Origin of the sequence: Listeria fleischmannii subsp. fleischmannii LU2006-1, assembly GCF_000344175.1 — a bacterium.
In the GTDB taxonomy this organism is placed as follows: domain Bacteria; phylum Bacillota; class Bacilli; order Lactobacillales; family Listeriaceae; genus Listeria; species Listeria fleischmannii.
In genome coordinates this window covers 64,021-89,243 of the sequence record NZ_ALWW01000003.1, presented here as the reverse complement: position 1 = coordinate 89,243, position 25,223 = coordinate 64,021, and the positions used below count along the sequence as shown (strand labels likewise).

At 37.3% G+C, this 25,223-nt stretch carries 25 protein-coding genes, 3 pseudogenes and 1 riboswitch; of the genes and pseudogenes, 5 read left to right on the top strand and 23 right to left on the bottom strand.

Annotated elements, in window-relative coordinates; translation table 11 throughout:
- Positions 1 to 6: 6 nt before the first annotated feature.
- The 10 genes and pseudogenes from LFLEISCH_RS15735 to LFLEISCH_RS14495 form a co-directional block, all read right to left on the bottom strand.
- Entirely contained in the window at positions 7 to 459 is a 453-nt protein-coding gene (locus tag LFLEISCH_RS15735; RefSeq protein ID WP_007472525.1) for a DUF3324 domain-containing protein, read from the bottom strand.
- A complete protein-coding gene (locus tag LFLEISCH_RS15730) occupies positions 440 to 1,024 on the bottom strand; it encodes a DUF916 domain-containing protein (protein ID WP_007472523.1) in 585 nt (194 codons plus the stop codon). Before LFLEISCH_RS15730 ends, LFLEISCH_RS15735 begins: the two co-directional genes overlap by 20 nt.
- Positions 1,025 to 1,087: 63 nt before the next feature.
- Positions 1,088 to 1,786, bottom strand: coding sequence for a WxL domain-containing protein (locus tag LFLEISCH_RS01895; RefSeq protein ID WP_007472521.1), 699 nt, complete (start codon positions 1,784 to 1,786; stop codon positions 1,088 to 1,090).
- A gap of 298 nt (positions 1,787 to 2,084) precedes the next feature.
- Complete coding sequence (rpsA, locus tag LFLEISCH_RS01890; RefSeq protein WP_007472519.1) at positions 2,085 to 3,233, bottom strand: 30S ribosomal protein S1; 1,149 nt, start codon at positions 3,231 to 3,233, stop codon at positions 2,085 to 2,087.
- Between the two features lie 284 nt (positions 3,234 to 3,517).
- Positions 3,518 to 4,192, bottom strand: a complete 675-nt coding sequence (gene cmk, locus LFLEISCH_RS01885; RefSeq protein WP_007472516.1) for a (d)CMP kinase — start codon at positions 4,190 to 4,192, stop codon at positions 3,518 to 3,520.
- A 1-nt stretch (position 4,193) separates the two neighbouring features.
- A complete protein-coding gene (locus LFLEISCH_RS01880; protein WP_007472514.1) occupies positions 4,194 to 5,171 on the bottom strand; it encodes an asparaginase in 978 nt (325 codons plus the stop codon).
- A 77-nt stretch (positions 5,172 to 5,248) separates the two neighbouring features.
- A pseudogene (locus tag LFLEISCH_RS16575) lies at positions 5,249 to 6,003 on the bottom strand (LysM peptidoglycan-binding domain-containing protein).
- Positions 6,004 to 6,112: 109 nt separating this feature from the next.
- Positions 6,113 to 7,525: a RecQ family ATP-dependent DNA helicase gene (locus tag LFLEISCH_RS01870; protein ID WP_007472512.1), complete on the bottom strand. Its 1,413-nt coding sequence runs from the start codon at positions 7,523 to 7,525 to the stop codon at positions 6,113 to 6,115.
- Positions 7,522 to 8,214 carry a helix-turn-helix domain-containing protein gene (locus LFLEISCH_RS01865; RefSeq protein WP_149022033.1) on the bottom strand — a complete coding sequence of 231 codons (693 nt, stop codon included), beginning with the start codon at positions 8,212 to 8,214 and terminating at the stop codon, positions 7,522 to 7,524. Before LFLEISCH_RS01865 ends, LFLEISCH_RS01870 begins: the two co-directional genes overlap by 4 nt.
- A gap of 73 nt (positions 8,215 to 8,287) precedes the next feature.
- Positions 8,288 to 8,518: a YpbB family protein gene (locus LFLEISCH_RS14495; protein ID WP_007472507.1), complete on the bottom strand. Its 231-nt coding sequence runs from the start codon at positions 8,516 to 8,518 to the stop codon at positions 8,288 to 8,290.
- Positions 8,519 to 8,589: 71 nt separating this feature from the next.
- On the opposite strand from LFLEISCH_RS14495, the gene LFLEISCH_RS01860 reads away from it, so the two are divergent.
- Positions 8,590 to 8,880, top strand: a complete 291-nt coding sequence (locus LFLEISCH_RS01860) for a ferredoxin (protein ID WP_373852519.1) — start codon at positions 8,590 to 8,592, stop codon at positions 8,878 to 8,880.
- Here the strand turns inward: LFLEISCH_RS01860 and LFLEISCH_RS01855 are convergent, their stop codons facing one another.
- The 12 genes and pseudogenes from LFLEISCH_RS01855 to fur all read right to left on the bottom strand — a co-directional run bounded on the left by LFLEISCH_RS01855 (position 8,881) and on the right by fur (position 20,418).
- Positions 8,881 to 9,495: an ECF transporter S component gene (locus LFLEISCH_RS01855; protein WP_007472503.1), complete on the bottom strand. Its 615-nt coding sequence runs from the start codon at positions 9,493 to 9,495 to the stop codon at positions 8,881 to 8,883.
- Positions 9,496 to 9,671: 176 nt separating this feature from the next.
- A riboswitch (FMN riboswitch) is annotated at positions 9,672 to 9,792 on the bottom strand.
- 79 nt (positions 9,793 to 9,871) lie between these two features.
- Entirely contained in the window at positions 9,872 to 10,396 is a 525-nt protein-coding gene (locus LFLEISCH_RS01850) for an acyl-CoA thioesterase (protein WP_007472500.1), read from the bottom strand.
- Positions 10,397 to 10,401: 5 nt separating this feature from the next.
- Positions 10,402 to 12,203, bottom strand: a pseudogene (locus LFLEISCH_RS01845) (ATP-binding protein).
- 90 nt (positions 12,204 to 12,293) lie between these two features.
- On the bottom strand, positions 12,294 to 13,010 hold the full coding sequence (locus tag LFLEISCH_RS01840) for a response regulator transcription factor (protein ID WP_007472493.1): 717 nt from the start codon (positions 13,008 to 13,010) through the stop codon (positions 12,294 to 12,296).
- Between the two features lie 208 nt (positions 13,011 to 13,218).
- On the bottom strand, positions 13,219 to 13,944 hold the full coding sequence (locus LFLEISCH_RS01835) for a pseudouridine synthase (protein WP_007472491.1): 726 nt from the start codon (positions 13,942 to 13,944) through the stop codon (positions 13,219 to 13,221).
- Positions 13,945 to 14,528 (bottom strand): annotated as a pseudogene (scpB, locus tag LFLEISCH_RS01830) (SMC-Scp complex subunit ScpB).
- On the bottom strand, positions 14,521 to 15,267 hold the full coding sequence (locus tag LFLEISCH_RS01825) for a segregation/condensation protein A (protein WP_007472486.1): 747 nt from the start codon (positions 15,265 to 15,267) through the stop codon (positions 14,521 to 14,523). The pseudogene scpB and the gene LFLEISCH_RS01825 overlap by 8 nt, the downstream one beginning before the upstream one ends.
- Before the next feature lie 13 nt (positions 15,268 to 15,280).
- Positions 15,281 to 16,591, bottom strand: coding sequence for a diaminopimelate decarboxylase (lysA, locus tag LFLEISCH_RS01820; RefSeq protein ID WP_007472484.1), 1,311 nt, complete (start codon positions 16,589 to 16,591; stop codon positions 15,281 to 15,283).
- A gap of 307 nt (positions 16,592 to 16,898) precedes the next feature.
- Entirely contained in the window at positions 16,899 to 17,717 is an 819-nt protein-coding gene (locus LFLEISCH_RS01815; RefSeq protein ID WP_007472482.1) for a purine-nucleoside phosphorylase, read from the bottom strand.
- Between the two features lie 22 nt (positions 17,718 to 17,739).
- Positions 17,740 to 18,924 carry a phosphopentomutase gene (deoB, locus tag LFLEISCH_RS01810; RefSeq protein ID WP_007472480.1) on the bottom strand — a complete coding sequence of 395 codons (1,185 nt, stop codon included), beginning with the start codon at positions 18,922 to 18,924 and terminating at the stop codon, positions 17,740 to 17,742.
- 22 nt (positions 18,925 to 18,946) lie between these two features.
- Positions 18,947 to 19,840 (bottom strand): site-specific tyrosine recombinase XerD, encoded by an 894-nt coding sequence (gene xerD, locus LFLEISCH_RS01805; protein ID WP_007472478.1) that lies wholly within the window; start codon positions 19,838 to 19,840, stop codon positions 18,947 to 18,949.
- A 128-nt stretch (positions 19,841 to 19,968) separates the two neighbouring features.
- Positions 19,969 to 20,418 carry a ferric iron uptake transcriptional regulator gene (gene fur, locus LFLEISCH_RS01800; RefSeq protein ID WP_007472476.1) on the bottom strand — a complete coding sequence of 150 codons (450 nt, stop codon included), beginning with the start codon at positions 20,416 to 20,418 and terminating at the stop codon, positions 19,969 to 19,971.
- A 320-nt stretch (positions 20,419 to 20,738) separates the two neighbouring features.
- On the opposite strand from fur, the gene LFLEISCH_RS01795 reads away from it, so the two are divergent.
- The gene (locus LFLEISCH_RS01795) at positions 20,739 to 21,581 is read left to right on the top strand and encodes an ABC transporter ATP-binding protein (protein ID WP_007472474.1); all 843 of its coding nucleotides are present in this window, start codon (positions 20,739 to 20,741) and stop codon (positions 21,579 to 21,581) included.
- Positions 21,562 to 22,557, top strand: a complete 996-nt coding sequence (locus LFLEISCH_RS01790) for an NAD(P)/FAD-dependent oxidoreductase (protein WP_007472472.1) — start codon at positions 21,562 to 21,564, stop codon at positions 22,555 to 22,557. The genes LFLEISCH_RS01795 and LFLEISCH_RS01790 overlap by 20 nt, the downstream gene beginning before the upstream one ends.
- Before the next feature lie 30 nt (positions 22,558 to 22,587).
- On the opposite strand, the gene LFLEISCH_RS01785 is transcribed toward LFLEISCH_RS01790, so the two are convergent.
- Positions 22,588 to 23,145, bottom strand: coding sequence for an NUDIX hydrolase (locus LFLEISCH_RS01785; RefSeq protein WP_007472470.1), 558 nt, complete (start codon positions 23,143 to 23,145; stop codon positions 22,588 to 22,590).
- A 221-nt stretch (positions 23,146 to 23,366) separates the two neighbouring features.
- Between LFLEISCH_RS01785 and LFLEISCH_RS01780 the strand changes: the two genes are divergently transcribed.
- Together LFLEISCH_RS01780 and LFLEISCH_RS01775 are read left to right on the top strand one after the other, a co-directional pair.
- Positions 23,367 to 24,014, top strand: coding sequence for a 5-bromo-4-chloroindolyl phosphate hydrolysis family protein (locus tag LFLEISCH_RS01780; protein WP_007472468.1), 648 nt, complete (start codon positions 23,367 to 23,369; stop codon positions 24,012 to 24,014).
- Complete coding sequence (locus LFLEISCH_RS01775) at positions 24,007 to 25,200, top strand: toxic anion resistance protein (protein WP_007472466.1); 1,194 nt, start codon at positions 24,007 to 24,009, stop codon at positions 25,198 to 25,200. Before LFLEISCH_RS01780 ends, LFLEISCH_RS01775 begins: the two co-directional genes overlap by 8 nt.
- Positions 25,201 to 25,223 lie beyond the last annotated feature (23 nt).

Sequence of the window (25,223 nt, the reverse complement as noted above, 5' to 3'; positions counted from 1 at the left end):
ACTCCTTTAATCCTCATTATCCTTCTTCTTACGGCGTAAAATAATCCATAGGATAAGGAACAACAGAATAGCTGCTATAGCTCCACCAATTATCCACCACCATAAATAACTTTTTTCAACATCCACCGCTTTTTTGTTTAAATCTTTTGCATTATCACCGATTTTAAATTCTTTTGTAAAATTCCAATCCTGTTCGCCATTACTTGCGTTTAGTTTTAACACATAATCGCCTGGTTCTAAAGGTTGGTTTTCCCAATCAATCGCATAAGGAAAATTAGAATTTGGCGCCATTTTCATCTTACTTTTTGTTGTTTCATGTAAAACTTCTTTTTCGCCTTTCTTATAAACTTTTGCATCCACTGATAAATTATCTAAAATAACGGGTTGAGTATTTTGTAAAACGGCACTTACTGAAGTACGGTAGTTATCTAATCCGGCCTTAACATTTAAAAGTTTCATATTGGGCTCTTATTTTTTTCGTCGTCTCTGAAAGTTGAATGCCGACAATATAGGAATATTCATTTTCGATACTTAATCCCGATTCTTTTTTCTCTTTTGCATCATCAGTCACCTGAGTAAATTCAACAGCACCCAGAATAATCCCGTCAAAACTATCGTTTGGCATTTCTATATCTACCCAAACATCACTTGCACTGCTAGCTGGAATTGTTACAGTATCATCCGAAACTTTTGCAATAGTTGGAAGTGGTACCTTTAAGCTTTTATCTGCCTGACTAAGCGGTTTATTGGAATAATCAATCATACCGCTTCTATTTGTTGACGCATATGTTACGTTTTGTTTAACCGTAATTTCATGATTGGAACTATTAAAAACTTTAATTTGTATGCGCTGTTTCATAAGTGGTTTCATTTTCAAATCAAAATACCCTTGTTTTTTATCAATTTGATTATCCGGAATAATCGCTTGGACCGAATAATCTACATCTTCTGCTAGTGCATTTGTAGTTGGAATAATTAAAAGAGCTAATAATACCGTCGCTATACCCACCAAATATTTTTTCATTTTTCTCCCCCTATAAAAATAATAAGGGCTGCTGCTTATAATAGCAGCAGCCCTTAAAAACAATTAAACTCCGGGTGCGTCTGTTAATTTCCATGTGATTTTCGCTTGATGATCGCCTACAGTCGCAGATCCACCTGGCACTTCAATCGAGACTTTCTCGTTTGTGTCTCCTGTTGCCATCCACCGATTAATCCAAGTTCCCATACCTTGATTACTCGTTGCTTTCATAACAGCTGCACTAGTTGACCCATCAGTTGGAAGTTCTACTTTTTGTTGACTTACTGGCGCAGCGGATGTAGAACTCCCCGTCACAGCTTCACCATTTTCAAAGGTGATTTTCGCTCCACGAAGAGAATCATTCGTACCATCTGTAAATTTACTTGCTGTTGCAGAAACTGACCAACCGGCTCCTGTTCCACGTCTATCTGAAACTTGAATAAATGGTTTTTTAGATGTTGATGAATATACTTCCGATTGACTTGAAACTTCATGTGATCCAAAATCAATAGAAGAAACATAATCAAGTGTTAGTGCACCTGTATCACCTGTAGGTAAATCCGTTGGGTTATCTTTGTCTTCTGTATCTAAAGGATTCGTTGGATTTAATGGATCTACTGGTGCAACCGGGCCTGTCCCGGCAATGAAACTAATATTGGCATTTGAGTCTGATGTTTTTTCTGCCGCAAATGAAGTTATTGGTAGTAATGAAGTTACTAAAAATGTTGTTCCAAGTCCTGCTAATAATGCTGTTGTTTTTTTCATGTGTTGGCTCCTTTGTAGTTGATAACAACATTATAGAACGCTATTTCCGGCCTGACAACAGCGTTTTTGAGCCTAGTCCTCACTTCACACTAAAATTTCATCACCCTGTCATTTTAAAAGAATGATTAACTACATTTTAACGCCATTTCGATAATTTTGAACAAATTGTGTCATGACTTAATTCTAATCTTCTTATGTAATTTTAATATTAATACTCTATACCCCTCTTTAAAGCAATTACAAACATATTAGCACAAAAAAAGCCCCTCTATTACATTAATAGAAGGGGCTTTTTAAATTATTCATTGTCACGATTTTGGATGTCTTTTAGCTTATCGCCAATTAAATCGCCCATTTGAAATCCTGTATTTTCTTCTGGGAGCTCGTAATCTTGTTCTTCTACAGGTTCTTCTTGAAGAGCTTTAATGCTTAAAGATAAACGTTTTTCATCTTCATTCACATCTAAAACTTTTACTTCAACTTCTTCTCCCTCAGAGAGAACTTCATTTGGTGTGCCGATATGTTTATGCGCAATTTGCGAAATATGCACAAGACCTTCCACACCAGGGAAGAGCTCAACAAAGGCACCAAAAGATACTAAGCGCATGACCTTACCTTTAAGAACTGAACCAACTGGAGCTTTTTCAGCAATTTGGTCCCATGGTCCTGGCTCAGTTTCTTTAATAGAAAGAGAAATACGTTCATTGTCTGGGTCAACGCCAATTACTTTTACTTGTACACTTTGTCCTTCAGAAAGAACTTCTCCAGGTGTTGAAATATGTTGATATGAAATTTGTGAAATATGCACTAAACCATCTACTCCACCTAAATCCACAAAAGCACCAAAGTTTGCAAGACGTTCTACTGTACCAGTTAAGACGTCGCCTTCTTTAATACTAGCTAAAATTTCTTTTTTCTTACCTTCTTTTTCCTCTTCTACAATCGCACGGTGACTTAAAATCACACGATTGTTTTCGGGTTCAAATTCCACAACCTTAAAGGAAATTGTTTTTCCTTTGTAGTCAGAAAAATCTTCAACAAAGTGATCTTCTACTAAAGAAGCAGGTACAAATGCACGGACGCCAAGATCAACTACTAAGCCGCCTTTTACAACATCACTAACCACTGCATCAAAAACTTCTCCAGATTCAAATTTAGCTTGAATATCATCGACTGCTTTTAAAGCATCTACTTTTCGTTTAGATAGGACAAGTACATCTTCTTCTACTTTAGTTACAATTAAATCTAGTGTGTCCCCAACTTGAACTACATCAGAAGCTGATTCCACATGTACATTTGAAAGTTCACTGATTGGAACAACACCATCCAGTTTACTGTCAGGAATACCCACGTAGACTTGTTTTTCTTCTACGCTTGTAACTGTACCGGTGACTTTGTCTCCTTCTTCAAAATTTCTAACTTCCACATTGTTTAATTCATCAGACATGTGTAGCCCTCCTCAATTCGTTTGTCGAATTAGGACTTTCTGTATGTGCAAAAGAAGTGAAAATCTTCAAAATCTCCTCATGACATCATTACACGGTAAAAATCGTAAATGACACACGTATCAATCGTTATTTGTAACACTTGATTTTTTGCAAGAAAATCCTAAAAGATTTTTAGAATTTAAAAAATCTCTCTTCTAACATCCTACAATTAAAACAATTTGTCAAGTTTTTTTGTTAATAAAAAAAAGGCACGATTAAAACGGCCTTTTTTTTTAAAAGTTCACTATTTATCTGTCACTTGTTTTTCAAGCATTAAAATTTTCGTTGCCACTTCATTGATGTCCATGCTAGTTGTATCAACGGTTATCGCATCATCCGCTTTTTTCAAAGGAGAATGTTCGCGTGTAGAATCAAGATGGTCACGTTCCTCGATTTCTCGTCTCAACTGTTCCATGTTCACATCAAAACCTTTTTCTTTATTTTCTTTAAAGCGTCTTTCAGCACGTTCTTCTACACTTGCAAGTAAAAAGATTTTAAGTTCGGCATTTGGCAAAACTGCTGTTCCGATATCGCGACCATCCATTACAACCCCGCCTTCTTCAGCTAGCAGTTGTTGGCGTTTTTGGAGCTCTACTCGTATCGAGGGAAGAGCTGCAACAATGGAAACATGGTTGGTGACATCACTTGAACGAATAATTTCAGTCACATTTAAATCATCAATAAATACTTGTTGCACTTCCCCAGGTTCAAACCGAATCACGGTCTTCTTAAGAAGGTCATAAATTTCAACTTCATTTGTATATTCTATATTATTTTTAAATGCAAGATATGTAACGGCTCGGTACATGGCACCTGTATCAATATAAATAAAGCCTAATTTTTTTGCTACTATTTTCGCTACTGTGCTTTTCCCTGCCGCTGCAGGGCCGTCAATTGCAATACAAATCTTTTTCGTCATTTTAAAATCCTTTCAACTCACTAAAATTAATTTGGTTAATCTCTTTTTCTGCTGCTAAAAGAACCATTAGCCGCATGCGCGCTTTTTTACTATCATAATCTCCACCTAAAATAACACCGTGTGTAAAGAGGTCATAAGTACTGCCTAGATAATCATATGTGGTATAGACATTGCCTTCCTCAGCACTTGTTGTAATAATAACTGGGATATTTTTTTCAATCGCACGTTTGATGGCTGGCATCATTTTAGGGGCAACTTGCCCTCTACCAACACCCTCTAATACGATTCCAGCTACCCCGTTTTGAAGAGCTGCATCAATTAAAAACGCATCTGCATCTAAGTAACACTTAATAATCACAACATCCGCTAATGGCTTTTGAAGAGAATAACATTCATGCTCCACAGGTTTTTGATAAATAAAAACTTTATCATTATCAATAATACCTAAATAACCAAACCCAAAAGCACTAAATCCTTGGATGTTAGACGCATGAACTTTTTTGACATAGCGAGCAGCAAAAATGCGTTCGTTAAATACCACAACCGTTCCAGCATTTTGAAGTAATGGCTCACTTGCTGCATAAATCGCATGTCTGATATTAATATAGGAATCTGTTCCCATCTCTTCTGGGCCACGCTGGGAACCTGTTACAACAACTGGTCGATCATCTGTTATTGTTAAATCTAAAAAATAGGAAGTTTCTTCAAGTGAGTCTGTGCCATGCGTTACGACAACGCCATCATAGCTATCATCTTCAAAAATGTTCATGATTAATTGGGATAATTCCACTAAATTTTCTTTTGTAATATGCATGGACGGTAATTGAAAAGTAGAATAAATATCAACTTCAATTTCATGTGGCAATTCACAAAGCATAACAAGCTCTTCGCCAGTTAGCTCTCCAGATGCAAGCTTTCCAGATGCTGCTTTTTTACTTGCAATTGTGCCACCAGTTGTAATTAAAGCAATTTTCGCCATACATAAACCTCCATTTTCTCCATAAAAAGAACGAGCGTCTGTTGGAAAAATTCCGTATCCTGCTCATTCTTTTTTCTTTATTGTGGAATTTTAAGCACTGTCCCAACCGGAACATTGTTACTTGATAATCCATTTGCCTGTTTAATTTTCTCTACACCACTTGCAGCTCCCGCTGAACCATAAGCATTTACAGCAATTCGATAAAGCGTTTCTCCGCTTTGGACGGTATGACTACTTTTAGCTGCTTGTTCTTGTTGTTTCTTCGCTTCTTCGGCCGCTTTCGCATCTGCTGCTGCTTTTTCTTCTGCTGCTTTTCGGTTAGCTTCTTCTTGTGCGGCTTGTTGCTTCGCCTCTTCAGCTTTTCTAGCTTCCTCGGCCTGCTTTTGCTTCTTCAGCCGCTTTCGCATCTGCTATTTTTTTAGCTTCGGCATCTTTTTTTTGCCTTTTCCTCAGCCGCTTTTTTCTCTTCAGCTTCTTTTTTAGCTGCTTCTTTCTTCTCTTTTTCCGCTTTTTCCTTTTCAGCTGCATCTTCTTTTGCTTTTTTATTACTATCTACAGTTACATTATTTTCTTCTTTTACTTGATTATCAGGCGCACCTGCATTTTGAACCGCTAAAAAAACAATGATTGATACAATGGGAATAAGTAGAAAGAATACAATTAAAATATTTAATAGCGGGTATTTGAAAAATCCTTTTTTCTGTTTTTTTCTACTATCCGAACGTGATAACATCGGTGGTTCATTATTAAACTCATCCTCTGTTTGCAAAAAATCATTATTATAATCGTCGGACGGCGTATAATCACGTTTATCGCGCTTTTTTCTAGCCATCTACGTTCCTCCTTCATTCAAAACTTACAAGGGAATTGAAACATCCCTGCAACAATTATACCTATAAACGTAACATTCAACAAGCTTTAGCGTTAATTTCTTTCAAAAATCATTCGATTAATAATTTTTGAAGCGTCTCCACCCAATCGAATACCTCCTGACTCCCCTCTTCTTTTTCTTTTTTATAAAAGGGGAGAAAGTCTAAACCATCTAAATCGCAACACGCATCCTTTATTTTTCGAACCGAATCTGTTTCAGAAAAATAACGCATAATGGCCGTCCTTCGGCAATTTGTATCCTCTATATAACATAAAAATTGATTTAAGTTATCTCGTTTCCATGCCCTTCTGTAATTTAAGCGTTTTATTATCTCATCTTTAGTCAACTTTTGCCTTAAAAAATGATCAAGTACTCTTTTTTCAGTTTCCGGAAGGGTTTGTTGTAATTTTTCAGGCAGTTCTAATAGTGAAACATCCGGTATATCTTTATCTGCCAGTTGTCTTTGCAACATTTCATCTCCGCTCGCATAAAGTAAAATCGCAATACTTGGTTGCCCGTCTCGACCTGCTCGACCCATTTCCTGCACATATGCTTCTAAATCAGCTGGCATGTGAAAATGAATCACGTATCGAATATCCGCCTTATCAATCCCCATACCAAATGCACTTGTGGCACAAATTAAATCTAGTTGCCCATAAACAAATTGTTGTTGAATGACAATTCGGTCAGCCGCTTCCATATCTCCGTGATAATGAGCTACTCGGTAATCGCGCTCACTACGAAGTCTAAAGGCGACTTCTTCCGCCATTCGTTTACTTGAAAAATAAATGATACCGGGTCCAGCAAGTTTCTCCGTCAAGTCCATTAAGGCATCCATTTTTTGCTGCCTGTTAGGGAATTTCTGGACAGAAAGCGCAATGTTAGGTCGGTTCACAGAATAAATAAACGATGTTATTTCTTCCATATGTAATTGTTTTAAAATATCTTTTCGAACAATTTCTGTCGCGGTAGCCGTTAAAACCATTGTGACCGGATTTCCGGAAAGCTTTCTAAACTCGCCTAAATACAAATAATCAGGGCGAAAATCGTGTCCCCACTGGGAAATACAATGAGCTTCATCAATAACAAAAAGAGCTATTTCTTGCTTTAAAATAACCGCACGTATTTCTTCACTCGCAAGCATTTCTGGTGAAAGAAAAAGGAATTTATAAGCATCAATCTGATTTAAAATCATATTTTTTTCACGCATAGACAAAAAACTATTTAAAGCTGTAACACGTTTTTCACCACCAGCACGCATTCTTTCTACCTGATCTTGCATCAAACTAAGAAGTGGCGAAACCACAATCACAAGCCCATCCATCAAGTGCCCAGCTAGTTGATAACAAAGCGTTTTCCCAGTACCAGTTGGCAACATCGCAAACACATCTTGCCCGGAAATAGCCGCTTCAATTATTTCTCTTTGCCCGCTACGAAAAGTCTCAAAACCTAAATATCGTTTTAATTCCTGCTCTAAATTCATAGTTCCACCCCAGAAACCGCCGCTAGCCTAAGTTCAAAATAGCTTAAATCCGGCATAAATTCTTTCATTTCTTTTAGCGATAAAAAGGATTTTTCCTTTAGCTTTAAAAGCACCTCTTCATTCGGGCGAAAAGGAACCGCTAATTCCTGAAACGTCGCCTGAATTTCCACAAAATGATCTTCAATCGTACTTTTCTTTAATTGACGAATCTTTACAATTTGCTCAAATGAATGCCCTTTTTGAAATAAATCATACGTCGCAAAACCTGATTTCGTAAGCAGCGCTACCTTTGAAATCATCAATTCTTGTAAAAGAGGGAATTCATTCGACTTTAGGTGTAACACATGTAAACCTCTTAGCCATTCAAAATACCCATCCCAAATGGAAATCTGAAGCCGCTCACAAATTTGAAGGGCCGTTTCTCCCACTCTATCTCCACCCGAAAACCGTGCCACATATACATCTTTGTACAAAACGGAGGATGAGTCTAACCACTTAGTTAATTCTAAGAATAATTTTTCAGCTAAATGGGAATCATTTTGCCATTTGGAAAACCAACGTTTAACCCATAGTTGAGCTTCTTTATTTCGCACAATGGGTAAATACTGACTCTTTTTATGATGTTTATTACTCACAACCTGAACAGCTAAAAGTAAATGATTAAAAAAATGATGCGGTAAATCTTGCATCGAAAAACCCTTCCAGTCGGGCGATTTAAAATAGGAGGTTTCACTTTGCTCTTTTAATAAAAGAACACCAGATTCATCTATCCGAATATAACCTTTTTTCTTCCAAATCAAGTAATCGCTTTTCAAAAATCTCTTCTTTTAAAAACGGCACTAAGCCAAACTGATTTTCCACTTGGTGAAGATGACTATCAGTGACAGCTTGCCCCGTCCTTTTTCCCGTTAAAATAGCGAATAAGAAATTCTTTTTACGTGGTCTTTTAAAAGTTTGTATAATGAAAAGGAGATATAAATCAAGTTTATCCAACGCTTAGCCCTCCGTTCTCTCGTAATCATACCATAGAAACGTTTGTTCGACATCTATTTTCTTGAAAAATTATGTTATACTTAAGCTATCATTTGGCAGAAAGGGATGGTCAAGTGGCAAAATATACAATTGTTGACCAAGATACGTGTATTGCTTGTGGGGCTTGCGCGCTTCATGCGCCACATCTTTTTGATTATAACACGGAAGGACTAGCCTTTAATCTACAAGATCAAAATACGGGTACAAAACCGGTTGAAGAAAAATATAGGGTAGAAGCAGAAGAAGCAGAGTTTCATTGCCCGTCTTTATCCATTAAAATAGCGGATCACCCGTTTAATGGCAATCCGCATCTATTTGATTAATTAAGCGTTGTGAATCTCACGGCGCTTTTTTTCATATTTCATTCGCTCTTTCGGCGTTTGATTTTTAATAATGAAATTTTTCATAGATCCGTAAAGAAGCAAGAACCCAGCACCCACAATCCCACCTTTTAATAAATTAAATGGAACAATTGTTGTTACAACAAGTCCAAAAACATCAGTAGAGGCTGGAAGACCGCCAAGTTTTATATAAAATGGCAATAGTACAAAGTAATTGAAAATGGATATTACTACTGTCAAACAAATTGTTCCAACAGCTGTTGCAAAAATAAGCCCCTTCGTTTCACGGAAATGACGGAATAAATAATAAATCGGCAAAGTAAAACAAATACCAGATAAGAAATTGGTGATTTCACCAATAGGTACGCCAACTGGGCTTCCCGAAACAATAAATTCCAGAACATTTTTAATTAGTTCGATTAAAATAATCGCCAGTGGTCCAAACATCAAACCGCCGATGAGGGCTGGAATATCACTAAAATCCAGCTTTAAAAATGGTGCACTTGGTAAGATTGGAAATTGCAAAAGCATAATGACAAATGCAAGCGTACCAAGCACTGCAATACTAACAAAAGTTTTCATCGAGTAGTTTCTCATGAGTAACTCTCCTCTTTTGTTCATCCAAAGAAAATACGGTGCCCGCTTTAGCCATCTAACAAAAAAACCTCTCTAATCTTTAACATTAGAGAGGTTTGTGAATATCTAAACAAGCTAGACGTAATAACGTCGAACTTCTAAAAATGTTCATTTGCAGACAAGCCAAAAAAGGCCGCCAACATCCTCTCCCATCCAGACTATACTGTCGGTCCTGGAATTGCACCAGAGTCACCTGTTAAAAACAGATCGTGGACTATTACCACCGGTCGGGAATTACACCCTGCCCCGAAGATGAACGATATTTTATTTTGATTATCATAAAGATGAATCAATTAATATTTTACCATGAAAGTAAAATTTGGCAACCATTTTTTTCTTAAAAAAGCCATGGCACTTCTGTTTTTAAAGAGCTAGCTAATAAGCGACTTGCTTTTAAACGCTCTTTCCTTGCTATTTCACGTGCTTCTCGTCCTTCATGAATCATTTTTTCTTCTTCACTTTCTGGAATAACTTCTGGTACCTCTACTGTTTTACCAGCATCATCAATAGCAACAAAAGTTAAAAAAGAAGTTGCTGCTAAATAGCGTTCCCCTGTTTTTAAGTTTTCGGAAATGACTTTTACAAAAATTTCCATTGAAGAACGTCCAACAGAAGCTACATATGATTCAAGACAAACCGAATGATCATTTTTAATTGGTTGGAGAAAGTCAACAGAATCCGTCGACGCAGTAACAATCCCTACACGACAGTGCCTTGACGCACTAATTGATGCTGTATCATCAATATACGTCATTAATTTTCCTCCAAAAAGTGTATTATGGTTGTTTGTATCTTGCGGGAAAACCCGGCTTGTTTTAATGACAAGTGATTCTTTACAAAATTTTTGTTTACGATTGGACAATGTGATTAACTCCTTTTTTCTTTTAATGGTAGGCTAATGATGAAGGATGAACCTACGCCTACTGTACTTTCTACAGTAATATTCCCATGATGTGCTTCAATGATATTTTTAACAATGGCTAACCCAATACCAGTACCTGCTTTTCCGCGTGTTCTAGCCTTATCAGCTTTATAAAAACGTTCAAATAGATAAGGAATATCCGCTTCTGGGATACCGCTACCGTTATCACTCACAATAATTAATAATTGTCCATTAACATAATCAGCATGCTCTTTCACCGTCACAACACCATGATAACCTTCACGACCAGTATGACGAATCGCATTCATGATTAAGTTAATCAGAACTTGTTCAAGACGATCCACATCAAAGGTGTACATCAAATTATTATCATCAATTTCAAGATTAAGTTCAACAAAATTTTCTTTTGCTAAAACTTCAAAATTTGATACTACTTTTGAAATAAACGGTGCTAATTTCATTTCTTGTTTATCTAATTGAGTAAAACCAGCCTCCATACGAGCCAAATCAAGCATATCATTGACCAGGCGACCAATTCGCAAGGACTCTTCATAAATAATTTGTGCAAATTCACGAACCTCTTCATCCGTTTGGGCAACACCATCAATAATGGCTTCACTATATCCTTGCAACATTGAAATAGGTGTACGAAGTTCGTGCGAAATATTGCTAACAAAATCGCTCTTCATTTTCTCAAGTCGTTTTTCTTCCGTCATATCACGAATAACAGCAACAATACTTCTCACATTTTCTCCGTTATAAAGTAAAGTTAAAATGGCGACATACGTTTGATCACCAAACGTAATTTCTCCAACTTGTTCGTCCCGCGTTTTGAGTATTTCATCTAGCATATCCTCAAGTTTAGAAGGAATTAGTACCTTTTCACTATTTTCATTGGAAAAGAACCAGTTATGTAAAAATTCTTCTGCCGGAGGATTACTTAAAATAATCGTTTTATCAATATTAAATTTAATAACACCATCTGCCATACCAACTAAAATATTCGATAATTGTTCTTTTTCTTGTCGGAGCGCACTAATATTATATTTTAATTGCTGGGCCATATTATTAAAGGCAATACCAAGGTCCCCAATTTCGTCATGTGTATAACTCGGCACCCGATTATCAAAATTCCCTCGTGAGACGGCCACCGCAATTTTTTTCATCTCCCGAAGCGGGAAAGCCATTCGCGAAGAAAAGACAAATGAGAGCAGTGAAGTAATAAGGATAGCGCCTAAGCCAGCAAAAACAAGGGTTCTGGTTGCTTGCTTTGTAACACTTAGAATATCTCGGAATGATTTATAGATATAAAGAACACCCTTTTCACCACTATCTAGCTCAAATTTTTTCACATAAAGCTGAACGGGTGAGTTTGTATCATTTTCTTTAAAATCATATTTCATTTCTAAAGGGGCATTTTTTTCAGCGAGTGCTTCATTTTATTTTTTTTATTTTTCGTTAATTTTTCAACGGATGACTGGGAAACTTTATCTGTTGATTGTCTTACATAAACACTTTCATCATCTTTTGCAATGATGACCCCAATTGTATCATCAAGGAGAGTGAGCGATTCGCTTCCTTCTCCATTTTCAGAAATAAAAGCATCGTTTTTATGCATCACACCAATAATTTTTGAAGCATCTTGGTCAAGTTCAGCTTTAATTTCATTAAAATTATTTTTTTCATAGATTACGGCTACTAAAAAACCGCAAATAACGAGTACACCTATTAGTAATAAAATAATGGTACTCCAGATTTTCCCCACAATGCTGTTCCATAATTTCATTCATCTATGCCTCCCCTTAACCTAAAAATGAACAGGTTACAAAAGGTTGCTCATCACACAACCGATTCAACCTGTCCATTTTCACACAATTTATTCTTCTGGGACTTCGAATTTATAGCCAAGACCCCATACTGTTACAATCATTTTCGCTGCATCTTCTGAAACGTCTAATAATTTCTCCCTTAAACGTTTGACATGCGTATCAATAGTACGCAAATCACCGAAGAATTCATACCGCCAAACTTCTTTTAGAAGGGATTCACGGTCAAAAACTTTATCTGGAGATTTAGCTAGATAGTATAATAAATCATACTCTTTTGGTGTTAAGTTAATTTCCGTCCCATCTACAATCACACGATGTGCTTCATTATCAATACTAAGATGCGGAAAATTAATCATATCTCCTGTTGCAGTTGAAAACAGATTTTTATCTTGTTGTTTAGCTCGACGAAGTACGGCTTTTACGCGAAGTACAACTTCTCTTGGGCTAAAGGGCTTTACAATATAGTCATCAGCACCAACTTCAAATCCCTGCACGCGGTTTGCTTCCTCACCTTTTGCAGTTAACATAACGACTGGTGTTGATTTATATTCTCTTAATTCCCGACAAACTTCAATCCCATCTTTTCCGGGCATCATTAAGTCAAGCAAAATCACTTCGTAGTTATTATTTAAAGCCATGTGAAGCGCTTCGTCTCCATCACTTGCTTCCTCAATACGAAAGTTTTCCCTTTCCAAGTACATTTTTAAAAGCCGACGAATACGATCTTCATCGTCAACAACAAGCACTTTTACTTGATCACTCATAAGTACTCATCCCCCAAATCCTCATTTACATTAAGCTACTCTTTCATTTAAAGAGAATTGTTATGTTACTTGACTCTAAAAAAGCACCCACATACTTTTTAGTCATTAAATCCTTGTAAAATACTTGCCTACTAAATTATACATGTTTTTTATAAAACAAGCTATTAGAAACTATATATCTACAAAAAACGAGCTATCCATTGGATGGTTATTGCCCAAATTTCGCAAGCGCTTTTAGTTGCTTCACTTCATGATGACTTAGTTCCCGTCTTTCTCCAGCATTCATTCCTCTTAAATCTAAGAAGGCATAACCTTCACGTGAAAGTTTTTGAACAGGGTAGCCAATCGCTTCAAACATTTTTCTGACCTGACGATTTCGTCCTTCGTGAATGATGACTTCCACAATCGCTTTATTTTTCCCTTTATCAAATGAACGCATTTTCACTTTTGCCGGCGCTGTCTTTTTACCATCAATAACAACACCACGTTCTAACTGACGAAGGCGAACCTTTTCTGGAATTCCTTTTAAACGGGCGATATACCTTTTTTCCACCTTGAATTTCGGGTGCATTAATAGATTAGCAAATTCTCCGTCATTTGTCATTAGAAGTAACCCTGATGTCTCATAATCTAGCCGTCCAACTGGATAGAGTCGCTCCTCGATATCAGTAAAATAATCAGAAACTACTTTTCTTCCCTTATCATCCGTTACAGCTGAAACAACTGCGCGCGGTTTATAAAAAAGAAAATAACGATGAATCTCCTTTGTGATTTCGATTCCCTCTACTTCAATCCGGTCTGTTTGAGCTACCTTCACTCCAAGCTCCCTAACAACCTTACCGTTCACTTTTACTTTCCCCTCTTGAATCAGTGTTTCCGCCTTTCTACGCGACGTAACACCAGCATTTGCAATTACTTTTTGTAGTCTCTCCACTTATTCTTCCTCCGTCCGATTAAATTTATCAAAAACAGATCCATTTCATCCTGCTCTGGCTCTGTCGAAGGATCACTTAGTTTTGGTAACTCTTCAATAGAACTTAAGCCAAACGCATCTAAAAATTCGCTTGTAGTCACATATAGCTTAGCACGTCCAGCTCCCTCTGCCCGGCCCTTATCTGTAATCAGTCCCTTTGCAACTAGTGTACGAATGGGCCCATCTGTTTTCACACCACGAATTTCATCCACATCGATACGCGTAATCGGTTGGTTATAAGCAATAATCGCAAGTGTTTCTAAAGAGGCTTGCGATAATGAAGTCGTTTGGGGCGTATTCACTAGCTTACGAAGATAGGAGGCGTTTTCTTTTTTTGTTGCAAGCTGAAAAGAACCCGCTAGTTCTAGTAGAATGAGACCTCGAGAAGCATCTTTTTCATACTGCTCTCCTAAGCTCTCTAACAAGTTTAAAGCTTCAATATAAGTAATCTCCATCGTTTCTGTTAATTGCTTTGTAGAAAGCCCTTCATCACCTGCAGCAAATAGCAAGCTCTCTAAAATACCAATTTGTTGCTCTTTATTCACTTAGCTCTCCTCTACCTTCCACATACAAATCTTCAAAACTTCCGCTCTGTTCAACAGAAATTAGTTTGCGTTTCATTAATTCGAGTATGGCTAAAAACGTCACCACAAGCTGTTCCTTCGTTTGCTCCTCAAATAAATCATCAAACTTCATTTTCCCTTTAACAGCACTCACTTTGTTTAAAACTTCCGTCATACGTTCATCAATTGATATTTCTTGTGTTGTAATTCGAGTGTGTAGCGGTTTATTTAATTTCTGCCTTCTAAGCAATTTATTGAATGCACCTAGCATGTCGTTTAGCGTCGCATCAACATCGGTAGACACTTCTCCGTCTCCAAATTCGCCTAGATCCATTGGCGCCTTACTAAAATAAAAACTACGCTCATTTTCTTTATCTTTCAAATCCTTTGCAGCTTCCTTATAGCGCTTATACTCCATTAAACGTTCAATTAATTCGTCACGAGGATCTAATTCTGGATTAAAATCTTCAAAGTCCTCTTCAATTTCTTGTTTTGGCAGAAGCATTTTACTTTTTATAGCTAATAAAGTCGCAGCCATCACTAGATATTCACTGGCCACATCCAATTCTAAAAATTGCATAGTATGAATATATTCCATATACTGTTCGGTAATTTCTGCAACTGGAATATCATAAATATCAACCTCTAGTTTACCAATAAGATGTAAAAGTAAATCGAGGGGGCCTTCAAACGCATCTACCTTAAATTTCATTTCCATCATTTATCCACCTAATTTAGAGATGCAGATCATTCTGCACTAAATTTTCGTATGTTTCGCGTTGCACAACTAATTTTGACTTTCCATTTTCAACAAAAACAACAGGCGGTCTTGGAATTCGATTATAATTACTCGCCATCGAATAGCCGTAAGCACCCGTACAAAATACAGCTAGTACATCGCCTGCATTTGATTTTGGAAGCGGCAAGTCCCAAATGAGCATATCGCCGGATTCACAGCACTTTCCAGCAATCGCTACAGTTTCCTCTGCCTTATCAAGCGGTGAACTAGCAAGAACAGCTTCATAATGGGCCTCATAAAGCGCGGGGCGAATATTATCACTCATTCCCCCATCAACCGCAACGTAATCTCTCACACCTGGAACTTCTTTTCTTGAACCAATTTTATAAAGCGTTGTTCCTGCTTCCCCAACTAAAGAACGACCTGGTTCAATCCAAATTTCTGGTACAGATAATTGATTATCTTTTGCCATTTTTTTCACTTCATGAATAATTTCTTTTACATATTCCGCTGGTTCAAGCGGTTTATCCTCTGCAGTGTAGCGAACGCCGAAGCCTCCACCTAAATTTAATACTTTTGAATCAAACGCTAAAGTTTTGTGCCACTCCACTAATTTTTCCATAATCCGGTGTGCAGCCATAATAAACCCTGTTGTTTCAAAAATTTGAGATCCAATGTGACAATGAAGCCCGATTAAATCGAATTCATCTGAGGCCGCCAGAATACGTCTTATCGCTTCTTCTGCTTGGCCGTTTGTTAAACCAAAGCCAAATTTCGAATCATCTTGACCGGTTAATATATAATCATGCGTATGAGCCTCAATACCAGGCGTTACGCGGACTAAAACGGACATTTTAGCCTTTTTCTTTTTAAGAATTTTTTGTAACAATTCAATTTCATAATAATTATCAACAACCATACAGCCAATGCCATAATCAATCGCCATTTCAATTTCTTCTACTGTTTTATTATTTCCATGAAAATGAATACGTTCTTTTGGGAAATTCGCTTTTATCGCCGTGTAAAGTTCTCCGCCTGAAACAACATCAAGAGATAAGCCCTCTTCATGCATAAGTTCGTAAATCGCAACTGAAGAAAAAGCTTTACTTGCATAGGCAACTTGGGCTACAACGCCTAATTCTTCAAATGTTTTTTTAAACCCTCTAGCACGTTCACGAATTAATGCGACATCATAGACATATAAAGGTGTCCCGTATTCTTCGACCAAACGTAGTGCGTCTACTCCTCCAATTTCTAAATGTCCCGCTTTATTCACATCCATTGTTCCAAAACGCTCAAATGCCACGCGTATTCCCACCTTTATTTGCGAAATTTTAAAATTCTCTTATGTTCTTTTCTATAGTAGCACAAAGAACTTGTACGAGACAATAACAATCGCATAAGTATACTAAAATCCCCTTACAAACGCAAGGGGATTCATCATTTTTCTATATAATACTACATACTGCTCTCAAACGGCAATCTTCGCCTTCCGCTCTGGAGCGGAGGCTCTGCCTAGAAACTCACCGTTTGAGAGCAATCAGATTTTGGTGAGAATCGTTTTGTTTGGCGTAAGCTTTGCGTTTTTCTACAAGCTGCTATTTTTGTTGCGTTTAATGAAGTTCCTTTACAATGGCTTTCACATAAGTTAGAAACGTACTTCTTACTTGGTCAGTCGTTTCGATAACTTCCTCGTGAGATAACGGTTGGTCTAAAATCCCAGCTGCCATATTTGTAATACAAGAAATACCTAAAACACGCATACCCGCATGATTTGCAATAATCACTTCTGGTACAGTCGACATACCAACTGCATCCGCACCAAGTGTACGCATCATACGAATTTCAGCAGGTGTTTCATAAGTAGGGCCACTAAATCCTGCATAGACCCCTTCTTGAATTGGTATATTTAACTGGCTAGCAATTTTTCTAGCCGTTTCACGTAAGGAAAGTTGGTACGCATCTGACATATCTGGAAAACGCGGGCCAAAATGATTGTCATTTTTTCCAATTAAAGGACTAGTCCCAGTGAAATTAATATGATCCGAAATCAGCATTAAATCCCCAGCTTTATAAAGTTCATTCACGCCACCAGCTGCATTTGTTACGACTAGAATTTCTACACCAAGTTCTTTCATAACGCGCACAGGAAATGTCACGTCTTGCATGGAATATCCTTCGTAAAAATGAAAACGGCCTTGCATCGCTACAGCTTGTTTATTTTGAAGTTCCCCAAAAACAAATTGCCCTGCATGGCCTTCTACTGTTGAAACAGGAAAATGGGGCACTTTATCATAAGATAATTTCACAGGGTTTACAATTTCATCCGCTAAAACGCCTAACCCTGAACCGAGAATTAAACCAATTGTTGGCTGTTCCTTGTAACTTTCTCTAATCTTAGCTACAGCTTCATTTACTTTTTCAATACTCATACGTTTGCTCCTTTTTCCCTCATTATTTTAAGTCACTTAAAAAGCTTTTTCCATACTCAGGCATTTTTACATCAAAATTCTCAGCAACGGTAGCACCTAAATCCGCAAATGTTTCTCTAAGCGGAAGCTTCTGACCATCATTTTCGAATTTTTTAGAGTAGACAAGAAGTGGAACAAATTCACGCGTATGGTCGGTTCCCCGGTAAGTTGGATCATTTCCGTGGTCGGCTGTGATAATAAGTAAATCATCCTCTTGCATTTTTTCAAAAACCTCAGGAAGTCTTGCATCGAATTCTTCAAGCGCAGCCCCGTAGCCTTCCGGATCGCGGCGATGACCAAAAAGGGCATCAAAATCTACTAAGTTTAAAAAGCTCATTCCTTCAAACGGTTTGTCTAAAACTTGAATAAGTTTGTCCATTCCATCCATATTTGAAGTAGTTCGAATCGATTCTGTTACACCTTCACCGTCAAAAATATCAGAAATTTTTCCAATTGCAATAACGTCTTTTCCGCCATCTTTTAGCGCATTCATCACAGTAGGCTTAAATGGTTTTAATGCATAATCATGTCGGTTAGCTGTGCGTTTAAATGCTCCCGGCTCCCCTATATACGGGCGTGCGATAATACGGCCCAACATATATGGATCATCGAGTGTGATTTCTCTACAAAACTCACAAATTTCATATAATTCCTCGAGTGGAATTATATCTTCATGGGCTGCAATCTGAAGAACAGAATCAGCAGACGTATATACAATCAGCGCCCCAGTTTTCATTTGCTCTTCACCAAGTTCATCTAAAATTTCAGTTCCACTCGCAGGTTTATTTCCGATTACTTTGCGGCCCGTTTTTTTCTCAATTTGTTCTATGAGCTCATCTGGAAAACCGTTAGGGAAAACTCGAAATGGCGTATCAATGTATAGCCCCATAATTTCCCAGTGACCCGTCATGGTATCTTTACCACGCGAAGCTTCTTGCATTTTGGTATAGTAAGCAAGAGGTTTTTCCGCTTTTTCTACACCTAAAACGGGTTCAATGTTGGATAAACCCAATTTCCCCATTTCAGGCATATGAAGTCCGTTCATTTTTTCAGCTATATGACCAAATGTATCTACTCCAAAATCATCAAATTCAGCTGCATCTGGAGCTTCACCAATCCCAACTGAATCCATTACGATTACATGAATACGTTTAAATTTCATAACCATCTTCTCATCACCCTTCTAAAATTTAAGCACGCGGATGAAATTCTTTATAAACATCTTTCAAACGCGCTTTTGTAACATGTGTATAAATTTGTGTTGTTGAAATATCTGAATGACCAAGTAATTCTTGCACTGAGCGCAAATCAGCACCATTTTCAAGTAAATGAGTGGCGAAAGAATGACGTAACGTATGTGGCGTGATTTGTTTTTCTATGCCCGTTTTTGTAGCAAGTTGTTTTAAAATTTTCCAAAATCCTTGGCGTGTTAAGCCTCTTCCGTGATGATTCAAAAAAACAAAATCATTTCGGTCTGTAGGCTTTCTTAATTTCGGTCTACCATTTCGCAAGTACTCTTCTAAAACGCTTGTCGCTATTTTCCCAAGTGGAATGATGCGTTCCTTATTCCCTTTTCCTATTGTTTGAATAAAGCCCATATGTAAATGAAGGTCGTCCATTTTAAGTTGAACAAGTTCCGTAACCCGAAGACCTGTTGCATAAAGCACTTCTAGCATAGCCTGATCACGCAAACCTAGCGGCGTATTGGCATCAGGTGCATCAAGTAATTTTTCAACTTCATCTAGACTAAGTACTTTTGGTAAACTTTTAGCTTGTTTCGGTGTCTCAATTTGAATCATCGGATCACCCTTTATTTGCCCATCATGAAGTAAAAAATGGAAAAAAGAACGGAGTGAGGCAATGTAGCGTGCGATTGTTCGTGGGGATTTTCCTTCACTTCTTGCTTCATTAATGAATGTTACAATATCCTCGCGCTTTACGTTTTCAAAATGTGCATCATCGGTTGTTTTTTTATAGGAATTAGCAAAATAAAGCAAATCACGTTTGTAAGCTGCTAATGTATTTAACGACAAGCCACGTTCAACGGATAAAAAGTGTAGAAAATCTTCAATTAAGTCGTTCATTTCCTCGCCTCCTGCCCATTCATTTTAACACGAAACCTTTTTCTGGTGAACTTTTATCCCTCTAGATAGAAATAGTTCTTTTTTTCATACAATTAAAAAGAACAACTGTAAAATCCAGCTGTTCCAACTTATTTTTTAGTTTTTTTCTTGCAATCTGCGCATATACCTTGGAAAGTAAGCCGGTGGTCCTTAATCATAAAATGCCACCGATCTTCAATAATTTTTTCTACATCTTCCAGTAAATCTTCTTGAATTTCTTCTACTGAACCGCACTCTAGGCAAACGAGATGGTGATGGAAGTGTTTCGCTCCTTCTTTACGTAGGTCATAGCGAGAAACCCCGTCTCCAAAATTAATTTTATCTACAACTCGAAGTTCCGTAAGCAGTTCTAACGTCCGATAAACGGTTGCAAGTCCAGTATCAGGCGCAAGATTTTTCACACGTAAAAAAACTTCTTCAGCACTTAAATGGTCTTTTTCATTTTCTAGCAAAACACGAACGGTTGCTTCACGCTGTGGCGTCAATTTGTAGCTAGCATCATGTAACTGAGCCTTAATTCGTTTAATGCGAGCTTCCATAACTCTGCCTCCCTTATTAAAATGGCTATTCTCAATCAATAATCACAGTTTATAATTATTATTATTTAGAAATGACTATCTCAAATGATTTTTTTGTAATAAAAACCTATTTTTTCGTTCTGATTACTATGTTTATAAAGATAACACAAATCACAAAAGCTGTCTATAGTGATTATCAATTACATAATAATTTTACTTAATTTAAAATTATTATTATATGTAAAAAGAGTGTAGAACAACTTTATCTTGAAAGTTATGTCTAAAGCCGCTATACTAGTATCATTGAGAATCATTATCACTATAATAGATGGAGTGATGTTATGCAAAACTTATACACAGAAGATTTACAAATTGCTTACGATAAACGAATTATTGTTGATTCATTAAATATATCCATACCGCAAGGAAAAATAACAGCCCTTGTTGGTGCAAACGGTTCTGGAAAATCTACCATTTTAAAAACGATGTCCCGTCTTTTAAAACCAAGCAAAGGACATGTTATTTTAGATGGAAAAAAAATCCATCAAGTTTCTACTAAACAAATCGCCAAAGAATTAGCAATTTTACCACAAAATCCAACAGCTCCAGGTGGCTTAACGGTTATGGAATTAATTGCTTATGGACGTAGCCCACATCAATCCGGCTTTAAAGTAGGAAATAAAGAAGATCAAGATATGATTAATTGGGCTCTTAAAATGACTAATTTAGAAGAGTTTAAAAATCGTCCGATTGAAAATCTGTCGGGTGGACAAAGACAACGCGCCTGGATTGCCATGGCTCTCGCGCAAGATACTTCTATTTTATTTTTAGATGAACCTACTACATTTTTAGATATGACACACCAACTTGATGTTATGAATATTTTAAAACAATTAAATGAAACAGAAAATCGCACCATTGTGATGGTCGTCCATGACTTAAACCATGCATCTCGTTATGCGGAACATATGATTGCAATCAAAAACGGTCAAGTTCGAGCAAGTGGTGCCCCTAAAGACGTTATGACCTGTGAGATTTTAGAAGATGTATTTAACATTAAAGCAGATATTTTAATCGATCCACGAAGCGGTGTGCCACTTTGCTTGCCATATGAAACATGTAATGGCTGTGAAATTAAAGATGTAGTAAGGGAGCTTGATCATATTGAAGCCATCTCTATTTGATGTTACGATTATCGGCGGCGGTCCAGTTGGACTATACGCCGCGTTTTATAGCGGTTTACGTGCGATGAAAACAAAAATTATTGACGCAGAACCAGATGTTGGAGGTAAAATTCGCTACTTCTATCCAGAAAAACTAATCCATGACATTGGTGGTATCCCTGAAATTCTAGGCGCCGATTTGGTGGCTGATTTTAAAAAACAGGCGGAAACCTTCGACCCAACTTTTGTCTTAAACACTCGCGTAACGTCTGTCGTAAAACAAAATGATGGCACCTTTTATATCGAGACGGAAAATGGGGAAGTTCATTTAAGCAAAACTATTGTAATTGCAGTTGGTAGTGGCACTTATAAAATGAATCCACTAAAGGCGCGTTTTGCAGAGGACTATACGAGTGCGCTTCATTACCATTTACGTGATTTAAAGAAGTTAAGAAATAAGAAAGTCGTCATTTCTGGTGGCGGGGATGCGGCGCTTGATGCAGCACTCATGCTTTTACCTATCGCGAAAAATGTGGAACTTATTTACCGTGGGGATGATTTTAAAGGATATGAGGAGCGTGCTAAAACTGTACTAGATTCAGGAATTTCTACCCATCTCCATCACGAAATTACAAGTTTATACGGCGATAAAACCTTAAAAGAAATTGAATTCACTTGCACTCATTCTGGGGAAAATAAAAGAATCGCTTGCGATGCTATTTTTGTGAATCACGGTGTTGAAGTGGATATTGGCAACATGCGCGATTGGGGTTTTGAAACCGAAGAATGGGGCATTTCTGTGAACCATGAAATGGAAACGACAATGCCTGGAATTTATGCGTGTGGTGATGTCGCTTGCTATCCAAGAAAAATCCGTATTATTCAAGCAGGCCTTCACGAGGGACCTATTGCGATTAATAGCGCAAAAAAATACTTAGATCCAAAAGCGGCTCCAGAAGCTATGGTCAGTACGCATCATGAACATTTTATGAATTAAAAAGGTTGAGGAGATCTCCTCAACCTTTTTTTAATTACTTTCTTCCTTTAAGTGCTGTAATTCTAAATATTGAATAGCATACATCGTTTTGGCATCACAAATGGATTCTTCCTCAATTAATTGCTTCGCTTCTTCAAGTGTCACTTCAATCACATTGATAAATTCATCCTCATCTAAGGCAAGAGAATTTTTTTGTTGACGTAGCCCTTTTGCCACAAAAATATGTAAAATTTCATCCGCAAAACCTGGCGCTGTATAAAATGAGGTGAGTAAATCTAATCCGCTTGCTTTATATCCGGTCTCTTCTTCTAGTTCACGAAGCGCTGTCTTTTCTCTTTGTTCCCCTTGCTCCATTTTACCTGCAGGGATTTCCACAACTGTTTTTTCTAAAGGCTTACGATACTGCTCTACCATCACAATTTTACCATCATGTGTTAGTGGGATAATCGCTACCGCTCCGGGATGTCTTACAAGTTCTCTTTTTCCGGTTTCGCCATTTGGAAGGCGTACATCTGCTACCGCAAGACTGACTACACGCCCTTTAAAGATAGTTTCTTCACGTATTGTTTTTTCTTCCAAATTCTTCACTTAGAGCACCTTCTTTCTATTATTCTAGTTTAACATAAAATTTGGTCCGAGATGAATTTACATCGCACGACGGATAACAACGTTTCTTTAACTATGGTATGATGTAATCAAATCAAACATCCTTTCTAAAAAGAAAAAATCGGGTATAATGAAACTAGGTAATCCCTTGTGGTTACATAAATTTATTTTTTAGAATAGGTATCTGAAGGAGAAGATAAACAATGACTACATTTAAAAAGATTATGGCGTTTACAGGTTCTATTTTTATCGTCATCGTGTTATTCGGAATTCTTTCAGCCATCTTAAAAAGCAGCTGGCTTCTCATCGGTTTAATTACCATCGCCGTAGCTTCTATTCTGTTTTTCTTTTCTGCAAAAGCAGGCGATCAGGCTCTAACCGAAAAGACAGGCTTAACAAAAAAAGAATTCAAATATATTCGTACAAACTTAGAGGAAGCACGACTTAAAATTATGCGTCTTCAAAAAATTATGGCCACAAACAAAGGTTTATACTCTTTTCAAGAACGCAATAAAACACTTCAACTGGCAAAAAGAATTTACGGCATTGTAAAAGATGAACCGAAGCGTTTTTATGAAGCAGAAGATTTCTTCTTTTCTCATCTTGATTCACTTGTGGAACTTACAGAGAAATACGCTTTTCTTGAAAGCCAACCTGTTAAAGATAAAAAAATCTATCAAACGTTATCTGATACACGCTCACTCTTAAATGATTTGAGTCGTGTCATTGAAAAGGATTTGTTTACACTCCTTAACCAAGATGTTAACAGTCTTGATTTTGAGCTTGAAGTTGCTAAAAATTCAATTTCAAAGCAAAAACAAAAGTTCGAAAGGAGCTCGAAACATGAGTGAGAACAATGAGAAAAAAGAGTTAAATCAAACCGATTTACTTGAAAAAGAAATGAACCATACATTAGACGATTTACTTAGCAATCCATTTGGAATGGATGACTCCAAAAATACAAATATTGTAAACAGTGAAAGCGATGCGGCACCCCGCCTTGTAGATATGCTTCCTGAAAGTAACAAACGCCAAGCTGTTGAATTAAGTAAGCAAATTGATGCGGGAAACCAGGCGGCTATTCTTGGCTACGGCGCACCTGCTCAAGCAAAACTTCATGATTTTTCCCACTCTATGCTCGCTCATGTTCAAAAACAAGATGTTGGTCCAATTGGGGATATCATTAGCGACTTAATGTATCGCCTGCAAGAAGCAGACCCAGACGAGCTTGCTGCGCGTAATAAAAATATTTTCACGAAAATGTTTCACCGCGTCAAACAGTCAATTAACGAGATTACATCAAAATATCAAAAAATCGGTACACAAATCGACCGTATTGCTTTAAAATTAGAGCATTCGAAAAAAAGATTAATGGAAGATAATACTTTCCTTGAACAACTTTATGATAAAAATAAAGATTATTTTCAAGCTTTAAATATTTATATCGCTGCTGGCGAATTGAAGCTTGAGGAAATTAATGATAAATTGTTACCGGAACTTCGTAAAAAAGCGGAACAAACCGGTGATCAAATGGATTTCCAAGAGGTAAATGACTTGACGCAATTTGCGGATCGTCTTGAAAAACGGGTCCATGATTTAAAACTAAGCCGTCAAATTACCATTCAACAAGCACCGCAAATTCGCCTTATCCAAAATACAAACCAAGCTTTAGCTGAAAAAATTCAGTCGTCCATTATGACGGCTATCCCCCTTTGGAAAAATCAAGTTGCCATTGCCCTTACCTTGTTAAGGCAACAACAAGCGGTTGAAGCCCAACGCCAAGTTTCCGAAACGACAAATGAATTACTTAAACGAAATGCGGACATGCTTAAAACCAACGCGATTGAAACAGCACGCGAAAATGAAAGAGGGATTGTAGATATCGAAACGTTAAAACATACACAGTCAAGCTTAATTGAGACTTTACAAGAGACGCTTAAAATTCAACAAGAAGGCCGCGCAAAACGGGCTGCAGCCGAGAAAGAACTTGTCACAATGGAACAAGAATTAAAAGATCGTTTAATTGAATTACGTTAAAAAACTAGGCTTTGGGGACAAAG